13 protein-coding genes and 1 pseudogene are annotated in these 14673 nt (G+C 64.6%); 6 read left to right on the top strand and 8 right to left on the bottom strand.

Annotated features, from left to right (window positions below; all coding sequences use genetic code 11):
• Positions 1–101: 101 nt before the first annotated feature.
• Positions 102–1613 carry an acetyl-CoA acetyltransferase gene (locus AB4Z51_RS22255; RefSeq protein ID WP_441497971.1) on the bottom strand — a complete coding sequence of 504 codons (1512 nt, stop codon included), beginning with the start codon at positions 1611–1613 and terminating at the stop codon, positions 102–104.
• Positions 1614–1789: 176 nt separating this feature from the next.
• Entirely contained in the window at positions 1790–2923 is a 1134-nt protein-coding gene (locus AB4Z51_RS22250) for a nitronate monooxygenase (protein ID WP_441497970.1), read from the bottom strand.
• A gap of 255 nt (positions 2924–3178) precedes the next feature.
• Here AB4Z51_RS22250 and AB4Z51_RS22245 point away from each other — a divergent pair, with 255 nt between their 5' ends.
• Both AB4Z51_RS22245 and yghU read left to right on the top strand, forming a co-directional pair.
• On the top strand, positions 3179–4852 hold the full coding sequence (locus AB4Z51_RS22245) for a flavin-containing monooxygenase (RefSeq protein WP_441497969.1): 1674 nt from the start codon (positions 3179–3181) through the stop codon (positions 4850–4852).
• A 180-nt stretch (positions 4853–5032) separates the two neighbouring features.
• Positions 5033–5914 (top strand): glutathione-dependent disulfide-bond oxidoreductase, encoded by an 882-nt coding sequence (gene yghU / locus AB4Z51_RS22240; protein WP_085403934.1) that lies wholly within the window; start codon positions 5033–5035, stop codon positions 5912–5914.
• Between the two features lie 173 nt (positions 5915–6087).
• Here yghU and AB4Z51_RS22235 read toward each other — a convergent pair whose 3' ends face one another.
• From AB4Z51_RS22235 to AB4Z51_RS22220, 4 genes are all read right to left on the bottom strand, one after another.
• A complete protein-coding gene (locus AB4Z51_RS22235; RefSeq protein ID WP_085403933.1) occupies positions 6088–6705 on the bottom strand; it encodes a flavin reductase family protein in 618 nt (205 codons plus the stop codon).
• 151 nt (positions 6706–6856) lie between these two features.
• Complete coding sequence (locus tag AB4Z51_RS22230) at positions 6857–8134, bottom strand: acyl-CoA dehydrogenase family protein (protein ID WP_014496881.1); 1278 nt, start codon at positions 8132–8134, stop codon at positions 6857–6859.
• Positions 8135–8441: 307 nt separating this feature from the next.
• Positions 8442–8822, bottom strand: coding sequence for a VOC family protein (locus tag AB4Z51_RS22225; protein WP_028146897.1), 381 nt, complete (start codon positions 8820–8822; stop codon positions 8442–8444).
• Positions 8823–8931: 109 nt separating this feature from the next.
• The gene (locus AB4Z51_RS22220) at positions 8932–9711 is read right to left on the bottom strand and encodes an SDR family NAD(P)-dependent oxidoreductase (protein ID WP_085403932.1); all 780 of its coding nucleotides are present in this window, start codon (positions 9709–9711) and stop codon (positions 8932–8934) included.
• 179 nt (positions 9712–9890) lie between these two features.
• On the opposite strand from AB4Z51_RS22220, the gene AB4Z51_RS22215 reads away from it, so the two are divergent.
• Genes AB4Z51_RS22215 through AB4Z51_RS22205 form a run of 3 tightly spaced genes read left to right on the top strand, consistent with a single transcriptional unit; the run spans position 9891 to position 12043 of the window.
• Positions 9891–10679, top strand: a complete 789-nt coding sequence (locus AB4Z51_RS22215; protein WP_028146899.1) for an enoyl-CoA hydratase/isomerase — start codon at positions 9891–9893, stop codon at positions 10677–10679.
• The gene (locus AB4Z51_RS22210; protein WP_441497968.1) at positions 10676–11662 is read left to right on the top strand and encodes a phosphotransferase family protein; all 987 of its coding nucleotides are present in this window, start codon (positions 10676–10678) and stop codon (positions 11660–11662) included. Before AB4Z51_RS22215 ends, AB4Z51_RS22210 begins: the two co-directional genes overlap by 4 nt.
• A gap of 3 nt (positions 11663–11665) precedes the next feature.
• The gene (locus tag AB4Z51_RS22205) at positions 11666–12043 is read left to right on the top strand and encodes a DUF6285 domain-containing protein (protein ID WP_085403930.1); all 378 of its coding nucleotides are present in this window, start codon (positions 11666–11668) and stop codon (positions 12041–12043) included.
• 186 nt (positions 12044–12229) lie between these two features.
• Here AB4Z51_RS22205 and AB4Z51_RS22200 read toward each other — a convergent pair whose 3' ends face one another.
• Entirely contained in the window at positions 12230–13009 is a 780-nt protein-coding gene (locus AB4Z51_RS22200) for an enoyl-CoA hydratase-related protein (protein WP_085403929.1), read from the bottom strand.
• A 212-nt stretch (positions 13010–13221) separates the two neighbouring features.
• Between AB4Z51_RS22200 and AB4Z51_RS22195 the strand changes: the two genes are divergently transcribed.
• A complete protein-coding gene (locus tag AB4Z51_RS22195) occupies positions 13222–14496 on the top strand; it encodes an acyl-CoA dehydrogenase family protein (protein ID WP_085403928.1) in 1275 nt (424 codons plus the stop codon).
• A gap of 26 nt (positions 14497–14522) precedes the next feature.
• Here AB4Z51_RS22195 and AB4Z51_RS22190 read toward each other — a convergent pair.
• A pseudogene (locus AB4Z51_RS22190) lies at positions 14523–14673 on the bottom strand (IS630 family transposase); the annotation flags it as partial.

The following is a 14673-nucleotide window of genomic DNA, read 5'->3' as shown; positions in this document are numbered from 1 at the left end:
TCTCGTAGGGTGGGCAAAGCGAAGCGTGCCCACCGTCTTCACGTGATTGGAAGAAGAATGGTGGGCACGGCGCAAGAGCGCCTTTGCCCACTCTACGAAAGCTACGTCACCCGCCACTCCGGCACGTCATCCGCGGCCATCGCGATCTCGCCGAGCGAACCCACCGGCGTGCGATCCATGTTCAGCAAGTGCGCCAGAGTCGCCGTATCGCTGGCCGCGATGCGCCCCAGCGTACGTCGATCATCTTCCGTCCGCAGCATCACCACGCCGTGTTCGACCTCGCCGCCGCGGCCATAGAGCACCGTGAAACTCTCGACCTTGCCCTTGCCTGAGACCTCCGTGACGAACTCGGGCACCGCGCGCTTGTTGCGGTCGGCCTCGCCTTGCACGCTGGTCTCCTGCGCCAGCGCCTCACGTGGCGTCTTCGACACCACCAATGCGTGGTGCTTGGTGACGAAGCCGCCCTGGCCGTAGAGCAGCCCGAGCTTGGCGCCATCACGCACACGCCGCACCATCGCGCAGGCCGCATGCGTCATGTAGGTGTTGAGCGGCGCACCGAAGAAGGTGAGGCCACCGGTCACGGTCGGCTGAACGTCGGCGCCGAGGCCCAGCGTCCGCCGCGCCATCTTGGGCACGCAGGGGAAGCAGCTATAGAGCTCGATCGCGTCGAATTTTTTGCCGTCGCCGCCGGCGAGATCCATCGCCGCCTTCAGCACCGCATTCTGCGGATGGCTTTCATGGAACTGATCGCGCAGGAGGTAATCGCGCGGCTCTTCGGCCGAGGCGCCGCCGAGCGGATAGACCAGCTTGTCCTCCGCGATGCCGGCCGCGCGCGCCCTGGCGAGGCTGGTGAGCAGCAGCGCGCCGCCCATGTTGACGCTGGGGTTGGCGACCATGAGCTTGTTGTAGGGCCAGGCGATCAGCCGGTTGTCCGCCGTCGGCGTCGTGATCTCGTCCGGCGCATAGCGCCGCTTCAGCCAGGCGTTGGGATTTCCGGCCGCGGCCTCGGAGTAGCGCGACCACAGCGTGCCGGACTCTGCCATGGCTTCGCGCGGCGTCTGGCCCCAATGGGCGGAGGAGGCGGACTCATAGAATGGATAAACGGTGACGGGACGGAACACACCGAGCTTCACCGCCAGCGGCTTCTGGAATGCCGCCCCACGCTTGGGCTCCTCGACGTCATGGGCGAACGGCGTCCAGGGTAGCTTGACCCCGGCGCGCTCCGCCTTGGTCGCGGTCGACTGCGCCTCCGCGCCGCAGACTGCCGCCACCGTGCACTCGCCACGCGCGATGCGTTTTGCCGCCTCGTGGATGTAGCGGACCGGGCTCTCGCCGCCGACCGGGCCGTAATAGCAATGCGCCGGCGCAATGCCGAGCCGCTGCGCCAAAAGCTTCTCCGGATCGCGATAGCGCCAGCTCAGGAAGTTGACGACGTCGAGCGACTGCACCTCGCCAAGCAGTTTTGCGCCGGCGTCCTGCTCGGCCTGCCGTAGCGCCTGTTCGAGCAGATCCAACGGCTCGAGGCCGTCGGTAATCTCCTTGGGTCGGTCGATGATCTCGCCGACGCCGACGATGACGGGGATGAGGTCTTCCGGGATAGAGGTCTTGGTCATTTCTTCTTGGTTCACTTTCTGGGTCTTCGGCACGCCGTCGCCCTTCGAGGGCCGCTGAAGAAGCGGCCACCTCAGGGTGACGGCTACGGAGGAAGCGTCATCCTGAGGTGCGAGCCGAGCGGCGCTTGGTGAGCCTCGAAGGATGAGCCACGGACTCTATTTCCGGCCACAGGCAATTACTCCGCCACCAGCGCATTCATGTGCTCGACGGCCTCGGCAAATTCTTCCTTGAACTCCTGCACCACCGCGCCCGCCGACTTCACGCTGTCGATCAGGCCGACGCCCTGGCCGACGAAATAGCTGACGAGGTCGCGCGCCTTGGCGTTGCCGCTCGCCGCCGCGCGATCGATCGCGTTGAAGGCGTCGCGGCTGATGACGCTTTGCAGCGGCATCGGCAGCGCGCCGGGGCTTTCCGGCGCGCGGTCCCAGGCATCGGTCCAGACCGAGCGGAGCTGGCGTGCCGGCTTGCCGGTGCGCCCCTTCGAACGGATCGCGTCGCGCGAGGACGCCGCGATCATCTTCTCGCGGAAGATCTCCGTGGTCTCGGCCTCGACGGTGGCGAGCCACACGGAACCGGTCCAGGCGCCGGCCGCGCCCATCGCCATGCAGGCGGCCATCTGCCGTCCCGTCATGATGCCGCCGGCCGCGAGCACCGGCACGTCGCGGATGTTCTTGATCGCCTTGATCACCTCCGGCACCAGCACCAGGGTGGAGACCTCGCCGCAATGGCCGCCGGCCTCGGTGCCCTGCACCACGAGAATGTCGACCCCGGCCGCGACCTGGCGCAACGCATGCTCCTTGGCGCCGACGAGGGCGGCAACCGGCACGCCGTGCTTCCTGCCCATCTCGATCATCGCCTTCGGCGGCACGCCCAGCGCGTTGGCGATCAATCGGATCGGATGGTTGAAGGAGACCTCGAGCAGCTGAAGTGCGGTCTTCGCGTCGAACGGTTGCGGCCGGTTGTCGGCCACATCACTTGTCGTCAGCTCGATGTCGTATTTCTTCAGGAGGTCGCGCGTGTAGGCGCGGTGCTCCTGCGGCACGCGCGCCTCCAGGCTCTTCCAGGTGACGTCCTTCTCGCCTGCGGTCGAGATGTTTTCGGGGATCAGAACGTCGATGCCGTAGGGCTTGCCGTCGACATGCTCGTCGATCCATTTCAGCTCGCGCTCGAGCGTGTCGGGCGTGTGCACGGTGGCACCCAACACGCCAAAGCCGCCGGCACGGCTGACGGCGGCAACGACGTCGCGGCAATGGCTGAAGGCGAGCAGCGGGAACTCGATGCCCAGCATGTCGCAGATCGGCGATTTCATGGCTCTCTCCCGGCAGCCGTCGCGTTGCTGTTGTTGCTTTGCTTGAGCGAAGGCGCTTCGACGCTAGCTCATCGTCACCCGCGATGCCAAGCCGGATTTGGCCGCGCATCTTGCGTGCAGACGCCACGCGGCGGATGAGCCATTCCGCTGCACAAAATAAACAGACCGGAGCCCGCCGATTTGCCTCTTGCGCTTTTGTGGGTCTGTGAGAATGCTGGCTCAAACAAAGAGAAAACAGCGAGGGAGCGCCAACCGATGTCGCAAGCGCAAGCGAGCCCGGCCCGAACCGTGAAGGCCCAAGCCTTGAAAGCTTACGACGTGGTCGTCGTCGGCGCGGGCTTTGCCGGCATGTACATGCYGCACCGCCTGCGCGGTCTTGGCTTCTCGGCGCGCGTCTATGAGCAGGGCGGTGGCGTCGGCGGCACCTGGTACTGGAATCGCTATCCCGGCGCGCGCTGCGATGTCGAGAGCATGCAGTATTCCTACTCGTTCTCGGAAGAGCTTCAGCAGGAGTGGGACTGGAGCGAGCGCTACGCGCCGCAGCCGGAGATCCTGAACTACGCCAACCACGTTGCCGACCGTTTTGATCTTCGCCGTGACATCCAGTTCGACACCCGCGTCGCGCGCGCGGCGTTCGACGCGCGCACGAAGTGCTGGTCGGTGACGACGTCGGACGGCCAGACGGTCGAGGCGCAGTTCATCGTGCTCGCGACCGGCTGCCTCTCGAACGCGCGCAAGCCTGACATCAAGGGCCTTGAGAGCTTCAAGGGACCGGTCTACCACACCGGCAGTTGGCCGCATGAAGACGTCGACTTCACGGGCTTGCGCGTCGGCTTGATCGGGACGGGATCGTCTGGCATCCAATCGACGCCCGTCATCGCCGAACAAGCAAGACATCTCACCGTGTTTCAGCGCACGGCGAATTTTTCGATTCCCGCGCGCAACGCCGCGCTGACCGACGAAGAACGCGACAACTTCCGCAAGACCTATCCGGAGATCCGCCGTTTCGCCCGCGAAGTCGCACGCAACGGCATTTTCGCCGAGCAACCCGATCGCGGCGCACTCGACGACAGCGATGATACCAGGAATGGCAAATATTCGGCGCGCTGGGAGCGCGGCGGGCTCACCTTCATGTATGTCTACAACAACCTCGGCCTCGAGCGATCCGCGAACGATACCGCGGCGAACTTCGTGCGCGGCAAGATCGCCGAGATCGTGAAGGACCCCGAAACCGCGAAGCTGTTGCAGCCGAACAGCCATCCGATCGGCACCAAGCGCATCTGCATCGATACGGATTATTTCGCGACCTTCAACCGGCCGAACGTCTCGCTGGTCGACATCAAGACCAATCCAATCGAGGAGGTCACCGCGAATGCCGTGCGTGTCGCAGGCAAGGACCACGAGGTCGATGCGCTGGTGATGGCGACGGGGTTCGATGCCATGACTGGCTCGGTCGCGAAGATCGACATCAGTGGCCCGGGCGGACGGACGCTGAACGAGAAGTGGGCGGAAGGCCCGAAGACCTATCTCGGGCTGATGAGCGCGGGCTTTCCGAACCTCTTCATCATCACCGGCCCCGGCAGCCCGTCGGTGCTCTCGAACATGATCGTCTCGATCGAGCAGCATGTCGACTGGATCGCCGATTGCCTCGTTCACATGCGCAGGCAGGGTGTTGCCACCATGGAGGCAAGCGGGGAGGCCGAGGACAAGTGGGTCGCCCATGTCAACGAGGTCGCCCACGGCACGCTCTATCCGCAGGCCAATTCCTGGTACATGGGCGCCAATATTCCAGGCAAGCCGCGCATCTTCATGCCCTATATCGGCGGCGTCGGCGTCTACCGCCGGATCTGCGACGAGGTCGCGGCGAAGGGATATGAGGGGTTTTTGCTGGAGAGGGCCGAGCAGGGGCTGACTGCGGCCGCGTCCTGAGCCTCGCTCCGATCGTCATTCCGGGGCGCCGTAGAGCGGCGGGCCCGGAACGACGGCGGGGAAGTGGCCTGCCATGACGAAACGTAGAGTTGCCCCGCCCGGCAATGCATTTCTGCGCCCTTGCCATCGGCCATTCGCGGGCTAATTAATGCAGGCGCATCTTTTCGCCGGAGCCCCCGCATGACCGACGCCCCCGCCTACGTACCGCCCAAAGTCTGGATCTGGAACAAGGAGAACGGCGGGCAGTTCGCCAGCATCAACCGCCCCATTGCCGGCGCGACCCACGACAAGGAGCTGCCGGTCGGCAAGCATCCCTTCCAGCTCTATTCGCTGGCGACGCCGAACGGCGTGAAGGTCACGGTGATGCTGGAGGAACTGCTGGCGCTCGGCCACAAGGGCGCCGAATACGACGCCTGGCTGATCAGGATCGGCAATGGCGACCAGTTCGGCAGCGGCTTTGTCGACATCAACCCGAACTCGAAAATTCCCGCGCTAGTGGACCGCTCCGGTCCCGAGCCGATCCGGGTGTTCGAATCCGGCTCGATCCTGGTCTACCTCGCCGAGAAGTTCGGCGCCTTCCTGCCGAAGGATATCAAGAGTCGCACCGAAGCGATGTCCTGGCTGTTCTGGCAGATGGGCAGCGCGCCATATCTCGGCGGCGGTTTTGGTCACTTCTACGCCTACGCGCCGACCAAGATCGAATACGCCATCGACCGTTTTGCGATGGAGGTCAAGCGCCAGCTCGACGTGCTCGACCGGCGCCTCGCCGACAACGAGTACCTCGCGGGCAATGAGTACACCATCGCCGACATCGCGGTGTGGCCCTGGTATGGCGCGCTCGCCAAGGGGCTGGTCTATGGCGCCGGCGAATTCCTGTCGGTGCAGGACTACAAGCACGTGCAGCGCTGGACCGATCAGATCGCCAAGCGCCCGGCCGTCAAGCGCGGCCGCATGGTCAACCGCGTCTCCGGCGATCCCGCCAGCCAGCTCCACGAGCGGCACGACGCCGGCGATTTCGACACCAAGACGCAGGACAAGATCGGCGAGCCGGCGGCGACGTAAACGGTGCTCGCTTCACCTCGCCCCGCTTGCGGGGAGAGGTCGAATTCGATCGAAGATCGAATTCGGGTGAGGGGGACTCTCCGCGAGTCCAACTCACACTGTTTTCTCGGAAGCAGCCCCTCACCCCAGCCCTCTCCCCGTAAGAACGGGGCGAGGGAGCGCGATGGCGCGGCCTACTTCCTCTTCGCCCCCTCCGCGGCCGGAAACACCACGCGATCATCCGTGCGGCAGTAGCGGTCGGCGAACATGCGGCCGATCGGGTGATAGCGGTCCATGTGCACCCGCATCGCCTTGTCGTCCCAGAGCTCGTCGCGGATATGGAAGTGGATGCCTTCGCCCATGATCAGCCGGCGATCGTCGTTGACGTCGATCATCTTCCAGAGCTTGCACTCCATCGCCCAGGGCGTGTCGGCGAGCCGCGGCACGGCGATCTTCGCCGACGGTGCGAGCTTCAGCCCGAGATAGTCAGGCTCGCCCACTTCAGGGGGAAAATCTCCGCTGCTCTCGTGCATGGCCTTCGCCAGCGGCTCGTCGGCGAGGTTGACCACGAACTCGCCGGTGCGCTGGATGTTGAGAAACGTGTCCTTGTCCTGGCCGTTGGGCTTCCGGTTCGCCGCGAACATGCACAGCGGCGGATCTTCGCAGAAGGCGTTGAAGAAGCTGAACGGCGCGGCGTTGACGACGCCGGTCGGCCCGACCGAGGTCACCCACGCGATCGGCCGTGGCAGGATGAAGGACGTCAGCACCTTGTAGCGCTCGCGTGGCGTCAGGTCGCTGGCGGCGTATTCCATGGTGGCTCCGTAGGAGTGAAACTCTCGTAGGGTGGGCAAAGCGAAGCGTGCCCACCACTTCTTGCGAAGCCGCGATGGTGGGCACGGCGCGCGAAGAGCGCGCCTTTGCCCACCCTACGGCTCTTCCCGAGCGGGGAGAGGCCAGAGACTTTTACGCCATGCTCAACTCGTGGCGTCCCACCACCATCCAGTGCACCTCGTCCGGACCGTCGGCGAAGCGCAGATGGCGGACGTCCTGGTACATCTCCGCGAGCGGGGTCCAGTGCGAGATGCCGGTGGCGCCGTGCATCTGGATCGACTGGTCGATGATCTTGCAGGCGCGCTCCGGCACCATGGCCTTGACCATGGACACCCAGACGCGGGCCTCCTTGTTGCCGAGCACGTCCATCGCCTTGGCGGCCTTCAGCACCATCAGCCGCATCGCCTCGATCTCGCAGCGCGCCTGCGCGATGATCTGCATGTTGCCGCCGAGATGGGCGATCTTCTTGCCGAAGGCCTCGCGGGTGAGGCCACGCTGAACCATCAGATCCAGCGCCTTCTCGGCCTTGCCGATGGTGCGCATGCAGTGATGGATGCGGCCCGGGCCGAGGCGGAGCTGCGAGATCTCGAAGCCGCGGCCTTCGCCGAGCAGCATGTTCTCCTTGGGCACGCGGACGTTGTTGAAGCGCATGTGCATGTGGCCGCGCGGGGCGTGGTCCTGGCCGAACACGTACATGGGCCCGAGCACCTCGACGCCGGGCGTGTCGCGCGGCACCAGGATCTGCGACTGCTGCTTGCTCGGCGCCGCATCCGGATTGGTCTTCACCATCACGATGAGGATCTTGCAGCGGGGATCGCCGACGCCGGAGATGTAATATTTCTCGCCGTTGATGACCCATTCGTCGCCGACGAGCTTTGCGGTCGTCGAAATGTTCTTGGCGTCGGAGGAGGCGACGTTCGGCTCGGTCATGACATAGGCCGAACGGATCTCGCCGTTCATCAGCGGCTTCAGCCACTTCTCCTTCTGCTCCTTGGTGCCGACGCGCTCCAGCACTTCCATGTTGCCGGTGTCCGGCGCCGAGCAGTTCATCGTCTCGGAGGCCAGCGGGCTCTTGCCGAGCTCGGAGGCGATATAGGCGTAGTCGAGATTCTTCAGGCCCTGACCGGTCTCGTCGTCGGGCAGGAAGAAATTCCAGAGGCCTTCCTTCTTGGCCTTGTTCTTGGCGACCTCGAGCACCTCGAGCTGTTTCGGCGTAAAGCTCCAGCGATCCTGCTTGCCTTCGCCGGCCTTGGCGAATTCGATCGACATAGGCTCGACGGTGTCGCGGATGAATTTCCTGACGTGATCGTAGAGCGGCCGGACCTGGTCCGACATGCGAAGATCGTTGAGCTCGTCGCCGGGATTGAGGGTGTAGTTGGTGGTGCGGGGTATGTAGGCGTGCTTTGTCATTGTTCCTCCCGGGGTCACTGAGATCGCGTTGGGCCGCAGAATAGTCGCAGCGCGGCCAAAGCGCGAGCGCGCATTTTTTCAGGCGACCCATGCCATGCGATGGAATATCGCGAGAGTGTTTGAAATGTTGTTTGAACGGCGTGAGGAGGCAGGTGCGGGCCGCACTCACTGTTGTCATCGCCCGGCTTGACCGGGCGATCCAGTACTCCGTGACGTCAGCGATTTACGGAGAAGCCGCGGCGTACTGGATTCCCCGCTCCAGTGCGCAATTGCGCACAAGGCGGGGAATGACACCGTCCTGGAGCAATCAGTTCGGCAGCCGATGCATCGCGCAGATCTTGTTGCCGTCGAGGTCGCGCAAATAAGCGATGTAGAGCTTGTTCCCTGCGCCCTCGCGGATGCCGGGTGGATTCTCGATCGGCGTTCCGCCGGCGGCGACGCCGGTGGCGTGCCACTTGTCGACCTGCTCAGGCGAGTTGGCGGCAAAGCCGATGGTGCTGCCATTCGCACACGTGGCGGCCTCGCCGTTGATCGGCTTCGTCACCGAGAACACGCCGGTCTTGGTGATGTAGAAGATGCGATGGCCGTCGACCCTGGCCGGGCGCACCTCGAGCGTGCCGAGCAGCTGGTCGTAGAACGCCTTGGCCTTGTCCAGGTCGTTGGTGCCGATCATGATGTGTGAGAACATTTGCCCATTCCCCTCAGAGTTTGTAGCCCGGATGGAGCGCAGCGAAATCCGGGTCTTGCTTGTTTTTGAAAATCCCGGATTACGCTTCGCTCCATCCGGGCTACGAGATTCAAAACGCCGTATAGCCGCCGTCGATCACGAACGTATCCGCGGTGTGATACGACGACGCCTTGCTCATCAGATACACCGCGATGCCGCCGAAATCGCTGGCCTCGCCGAAGCGCCGCATCGGAATGCGCGGCATCACATTGGCGACGAACTTCTCGTTGGCCATGATGCCCGCGGTCATGTCGCTCTTGATCCAGCCGGGCAGGATCGCGTTCGCGGTGACGCCGTGACGCGCCAGCTCGACGCCGAGCGCGCGCACCAGCGCGTTGATCGCGGCCTTGGTCGCGGCATAGTGCTCATTGCGCGCAGTGCCGAAGATCGAGGCGAGGCTCGATGTCGCGACCAGCCGGCCGAAGGGATCGCCGGCATTGGCGCGCTCGGTCATGTGTTTTGCGGCGGCCTGGAAAGCGTGGAACACGCCGTCCAGATTGGTCGCAAACATCGTGCGCCACTCTTCCTCGGTGCGCTCGATGAAGGAGCGCCGGCCGCCGCCGCCGATACCGGCATTGGCAAAGCAGCCGTCGACCCGGCCGAAAATGTCGAGCGTCGCCTTCATCGCGGCATTGACCGAAGCCGGATCGGTGACGTCGCAGACGCGGGTGTCGACCTTGCCGGAGAGGCCCGTCATGCTCGCGGCAGCAGCCTTGTTCTTGTCAGGATTGCGGCCCCAGATCAAGACGTTGCAGCCCTGGCCGGCGAGCGCCTGCGCGATGCCGAGCCCGATACCGCCATTTCCGCCGGTGATCACGGCGACGCGGCCGCTGAGGTCGAAAAGGTTCATGGCGCGTTTCCTGTTTTTGGCACGGGCGCGCGCCAGCCTGTGCGCGCAAGATTGTGCGATACGACGACAAGGTATGTTCGGACCACCATGGACAAGGCCGCGACAAAAATCAAATATGCGCCCCGGCAAAACTAATTCCGGTCTGCGAAACATCGCTAGTACCAACTGACGAGGAAACCATGCAGTTCAAACACGTCACGCTCGATTTCGATGGCTCGGTCGCGATCCTCCGGCTCGACCATCAGGAGGTGATGAACGCGGTCTCCATGGACATGCTGGGCGGCCTCTCCGATGCCCTCGACGCGATCGAGGAGAAGAAGGGCGAGGTGCGCTGCGTGGTGCTGACTGGCGCGGGGCGGGCGTTCTGCACCGGCGCGAATCTGCAAGGGCGCAACAACCAGTCGAAGAAGACCAAGGCCGGCCTGACGCTCGAGACCGGCTTTCATCCCTTCCTGCGCCGCATCCGCAATCTGCATTGCCCGATCGTCACTGCCGTCAACGGCCCGGCCGCCGGCGCCGGCATGAGCTTCGCGCTGCTCGGCGACATGATTTTGTGCGCGCGGTCCTCTTACTTTCTTCAAGCCTTCCGCCGCATCGGCCTGGTGCCGGATTGCGGCTCGACCTGGCTGCTGCCGCGCCTGATCGGCCGGGCGCGTTCGGTCGAATTGTCGCTGATGGGCGAGCGCCTGCCGGCCGAGAAGGCGCTGGAATGGGGCCTCGTCAACCGCGTCTATGACGACGGCGTGCTGATGGAGGAGGCGATGAAGCTCGCGCGCGATCTCGCCAGCGGCCCGACGGTCGCGCTGTCGCTGATCCGCAAGCTCTACTGGGACAGCCCCGAAAATTCGTTCGAGGATCAGCTCAATCTCGAATTCCAGTGCCAGCTGCGTGCCGGCGACACGGACGATTTCCGTGAAGGCGTTGGCGCGTTCCTGGAGAAGCGCCCGGCGCAGTTCAAAGGCAAATGATCGAGGCCGAGCTCTCCCGCAGCGTCGCGCGCTGGTGCGAAGGGGCGACTGGCGTCACCGGCGCGGCAAAACTGTCCGGCGGCGCCAGCCAGGAAACCTGGCGCTTCGACATCGAGCATCCCGATGGGCCGATCGGCGCGATCCTGCGCCGCTCGCCGAAGGGCTATGGCGCCGCGCCGACGCGCGCGGCAGGTCTCGCCGCCGAAGCCCAGTTGATGCAGCTTGCCTATGAGGCGGGCGTGCCGTCGCCGCGCGTGATGCATGTGTTGACGCCCGACGAAAATCTCGGCACCGGCTTCATCATGCAGCGGGTCGAGGGCGAGACCATCGCCCGTAAGATTCTTCGCGATGATGAGTACGCGGCGGCGCGGCCGCGTCTCGCGCGGCAGATCGGCGGCGTGCTCGCCGGCCTGCACAAACTGCCACAGGACAAGCTGCCCGAGCTGCGCAGCCGGTCCGCGACCCAGGAGATCGGCAAGTTCGAGCGCGACTATCGCAGCCTGAACTGGCCAAAGCCCGTGTTCGAGCTGGCGCTGCGCTGGCTGCGCGACCATGATCCCGGCCCCTCGGCCGAGACCACGCTGGTGCACGGCGATTTCCGCAACGGCAATCTCATCATCGGCGCCGACGGCGTCCGCGCCGTGCTCGACTGGGAGCTCGCCCATCTCGGCGATCCCATGGAGGATCTCGGCTGGGTCTGCGTCAACTCCTGGCGCTTTGGTGAGATCGACAAGCCGGTGGGCGGTTTTGGCACACGCGAGGAATTGTTCGCCGGCTATGAGGCCGCGGGCCGCAAATGCGATCCTGCGCGCGTCAAATTCTGGGAAGTGATGGGCACGCTGCGCTGGGGCATCATGTGCGGCGGCATGATGCAGCGGTTCCGCGAGGGGCCGGATCATTCGATGGAACGCGCCATGATCGGCCGCCGCGCCAGCGAGACCGAGATCGATCTGTTGCGGCTGCTGGCGCCGCGCGGGAGCTGACACATGCAGGACGAACCGACACCGACCGAGCTGACCAAGGCGGTCGCCGATTTCCTCGGCAACGACATCACGCCGCTGATCTCCGGCCATCAGGCCTTCAAGCTGCGCGTCGCCATCAACATCCTCGACCTCGTGACGCGGCAGCTGACGCAGGAGGAGAGGAGCGACGCGAAGGAGGTGGAGCGGCTGCGCGCGCTGCTCGGCATGGACGGCCCGGTGGCCGATCTCAACCGCGCGCTCGCCGATCGCATCGCCAAGGGTGAGATTGATCTGGCAACGCCGGGGCTCGCCGAGCATCTCTGGCAGACCACAATGGATAAGCTAGCGGTCGACCAGCCGAACTATGCCTCATACAAGCGGGAGCTGGGGCGAGGCGGGTAGACGGTGCCATATTCTCCGCTGTCATCGCCCGCCTAGTGCGCAATTGCGCACAGGGGGGGCGATCCAGTATTCCAGAGACGGCAATGAGATGCGTTGAAGCCGCGGCGTACTGGATGCCCCGGTCAAGCCGGGGCATGACACCTGTGGTGTTGGGGCATCCGTCGTCGTGACGAGGAGAGCGGCGCTCTACTTCCCCACCCATTTCGGCGGCCGCTTCTCCGAGAATGCCTTCGGGCCCTCGATATAATCCTGCGAGGCCACCATCGCCTTCACCGCTGGATATTCCCGCTGCTCCTCGATCGCCTGCTCCAGCGAGACGGCGAGGCCCTTCTGGATGGTCTGCTTCGACGCCCGGATCGACATCGGCGAGTTCTTGGTGATCATCTCCGCCCAGCGCAGTGCGCCCGACAGGGCCTCACCCTGCGGCACCACCTCGTTGACGAAGCCGAGCTCATGGCCCTCCTTGGCGCTGACATGGCGCGCAGTGAGGATCATGCCCATGGCACGCTTGAGCCCGATCTGGCGCGGCAGCCGGTGCAGGCCGCCGGCGAGTGCGGCAAGGCCGACGCGCGGCTCGGGCAGGGCGAAGGTCGCATTCTCCGAGGCGATGATCAGGTCGCAGGCGAGCGCGATCTCGAAGCCGCCGCCCATGGCGACGCCGTTGACCGCGGCGATGATCGGCTTGTCGCAATCGAAGCGCGAGGTAAGGCCGGCAAAGCCGCCCTTGTCCCAGCCGCGCTTTCCGCCCGCCGCCTGCCACTTCAAATCGTTGCCGGCGCAGAACGCCTTGTCGCCGGCGCCGGTGACGATCGCGACCCACTGCTCGGGATCGGCTGAGAAATCGTCAAACACCTTCTGGAGCTCGAAATGCGCGTCGGTGTGCAGCGCGTTGTAGACCTCGGGCCGCGACAGCGTAACGATCGTGATCGGCCCCTTGCGTTCCACCTTTGAGAATTTCAGATCCATCGCGCGCTCCCGCATTTTCTCGTGAAGGAATATTGGCGTCATACTAGCGCGTGCCAGCGCCGCGACACCATCGAATTGCGCGGGCGCGCCTTGCGCCCGTCACACGCCTTGCCTTGCTTGACTTGCGCGCGCACTTCTCACCTTAATCGCGCGAAGCAAAAGCGCGGTTAGCGCCTTAACGCAAAACGACAAAACTACTCCGGGAGAGAGCCGTGGATTTCTCATTGCCTGCCGATCTCGTCGCCTATCTCGGAGAGCTCGATCGATTCATCGAACGCGAGATCAAGCCGCTCGAACAGGCCGACGACAACATCCGCTTCTTCGACCATCGCCGCGAATGGGCGCGCACCGATTTCGACAATGGCGGCCTGCCGCGCCATGAGTGGGAAGCGCTGCTGCGCAAGGCCAAGGATCTCGCGGACGCCGCCGGCCATCTGCGCTTTCCGGTGCCGAAGCAATATGGCGGCAAGGACGGCTCCAACCTCTGGATGGCTGTGATCCGCGAGCACTTTGCCGCCAAGGGTCTCGGCCTGCACAACGATCTTCAGAACGAGCACTCCATCGTCGGCAATTTTCCCGTTGTCACCATGCTCGATCGCTATGGCCGCGACGACCAGAAGGCGATGATCGACGGCTCGATCAGGGGCAAGTACCGCATCACCTTTGGATTGACGGAGCCGCATCACGGCTCGGACGCGACGCACATGGAGACGCGCGCGGTGCCCGCGACCCGCGACAACGTCAAGGGCTGGATCATCAACGGCGAGAAGATGTGGACGACCGGCATGCACGTCGCCACGCATTGCGCGCTGTTCGCGCGCACCTCGGGCAATGACGGCGATGCCCGCGGCATCACCTGCTTCCTGGTGCCGGCCAAGAGCCATGGCGTGAAGGTCGAGGAGTACATGTGGACCTTCAACATGCCGACCGACCATCCGCGCGTCAGCTTTACGGACGTGTTCGTGCCTGAGGATGCGCTGTTCGGCGAAGTCGGCCGCGGCCTGTCGCTGGCGCAGTGCTTTGTCCACCAGAACCGCATCCGCCAGGCGGCAAGCTCGCTCGGCGCCGCCGTCTACTGCATCAACGAGAGTGTGAAGTACGCGCGCGAGCGAAAGCCGTTCGGCAAGGCGCTCGCCGAGAACCAGGCGATCCAGTTTCCGCTGGTCGAGCTCGCGACCCAAGCCGAGATGCTGCGCCTGTTGATCCGCAAGACAGCCTGGGAGATGGACCAGCTCAATGAGGAGCAGATCGAGCGCACGCTCTCCGACCGCGTCTCCATGTGCAACTACTGGGCAAACCGCCTCTGCTGCGAATCCGCCGACCGTGCCATGCAGGTCCACGGCGGCATGGGCTATTCACGCCACAAGCCGTTCGAGCACATCTACCGCCACCACCGCCGCTATCGCATCACGGAGGGGAGTGAGGAGATCCAGATGCGGAAGGTGGCGGGGTTCTTGTTCGGGTATATGGGGCCGGGGAAGCATTAAAGCGTGATGGCATTAAGTTCGATAGCCTAATTTTTCAGGTAATTGGCGCATTCCTCGGGGGTGAAGGCATCGAGTGCGTGGCCGATTGCGGCGCAGACCGCGTCGACGGTTCGCGCGGCAGCTTTGCGGAGCAGATGCTTGAGCTTGGCAAAGACCTGCTCGATCGGGTTCAGGTCG

Source organism: Bradyrhizobium sp. 2TAF36, from assembly GCF_052114925.1.
In the GTDB taxonomy this organism is placed as follows: Bacteria; Pseudomonadota; Alphaproteobacteria; order Rhizobiales; family Xanthobacteraceae; genus Bradyrhizobium; species Bradyrhizobium barranii.
This window is presented reverse-complemented; position numbering and strand designations above follow the sequence as displayed.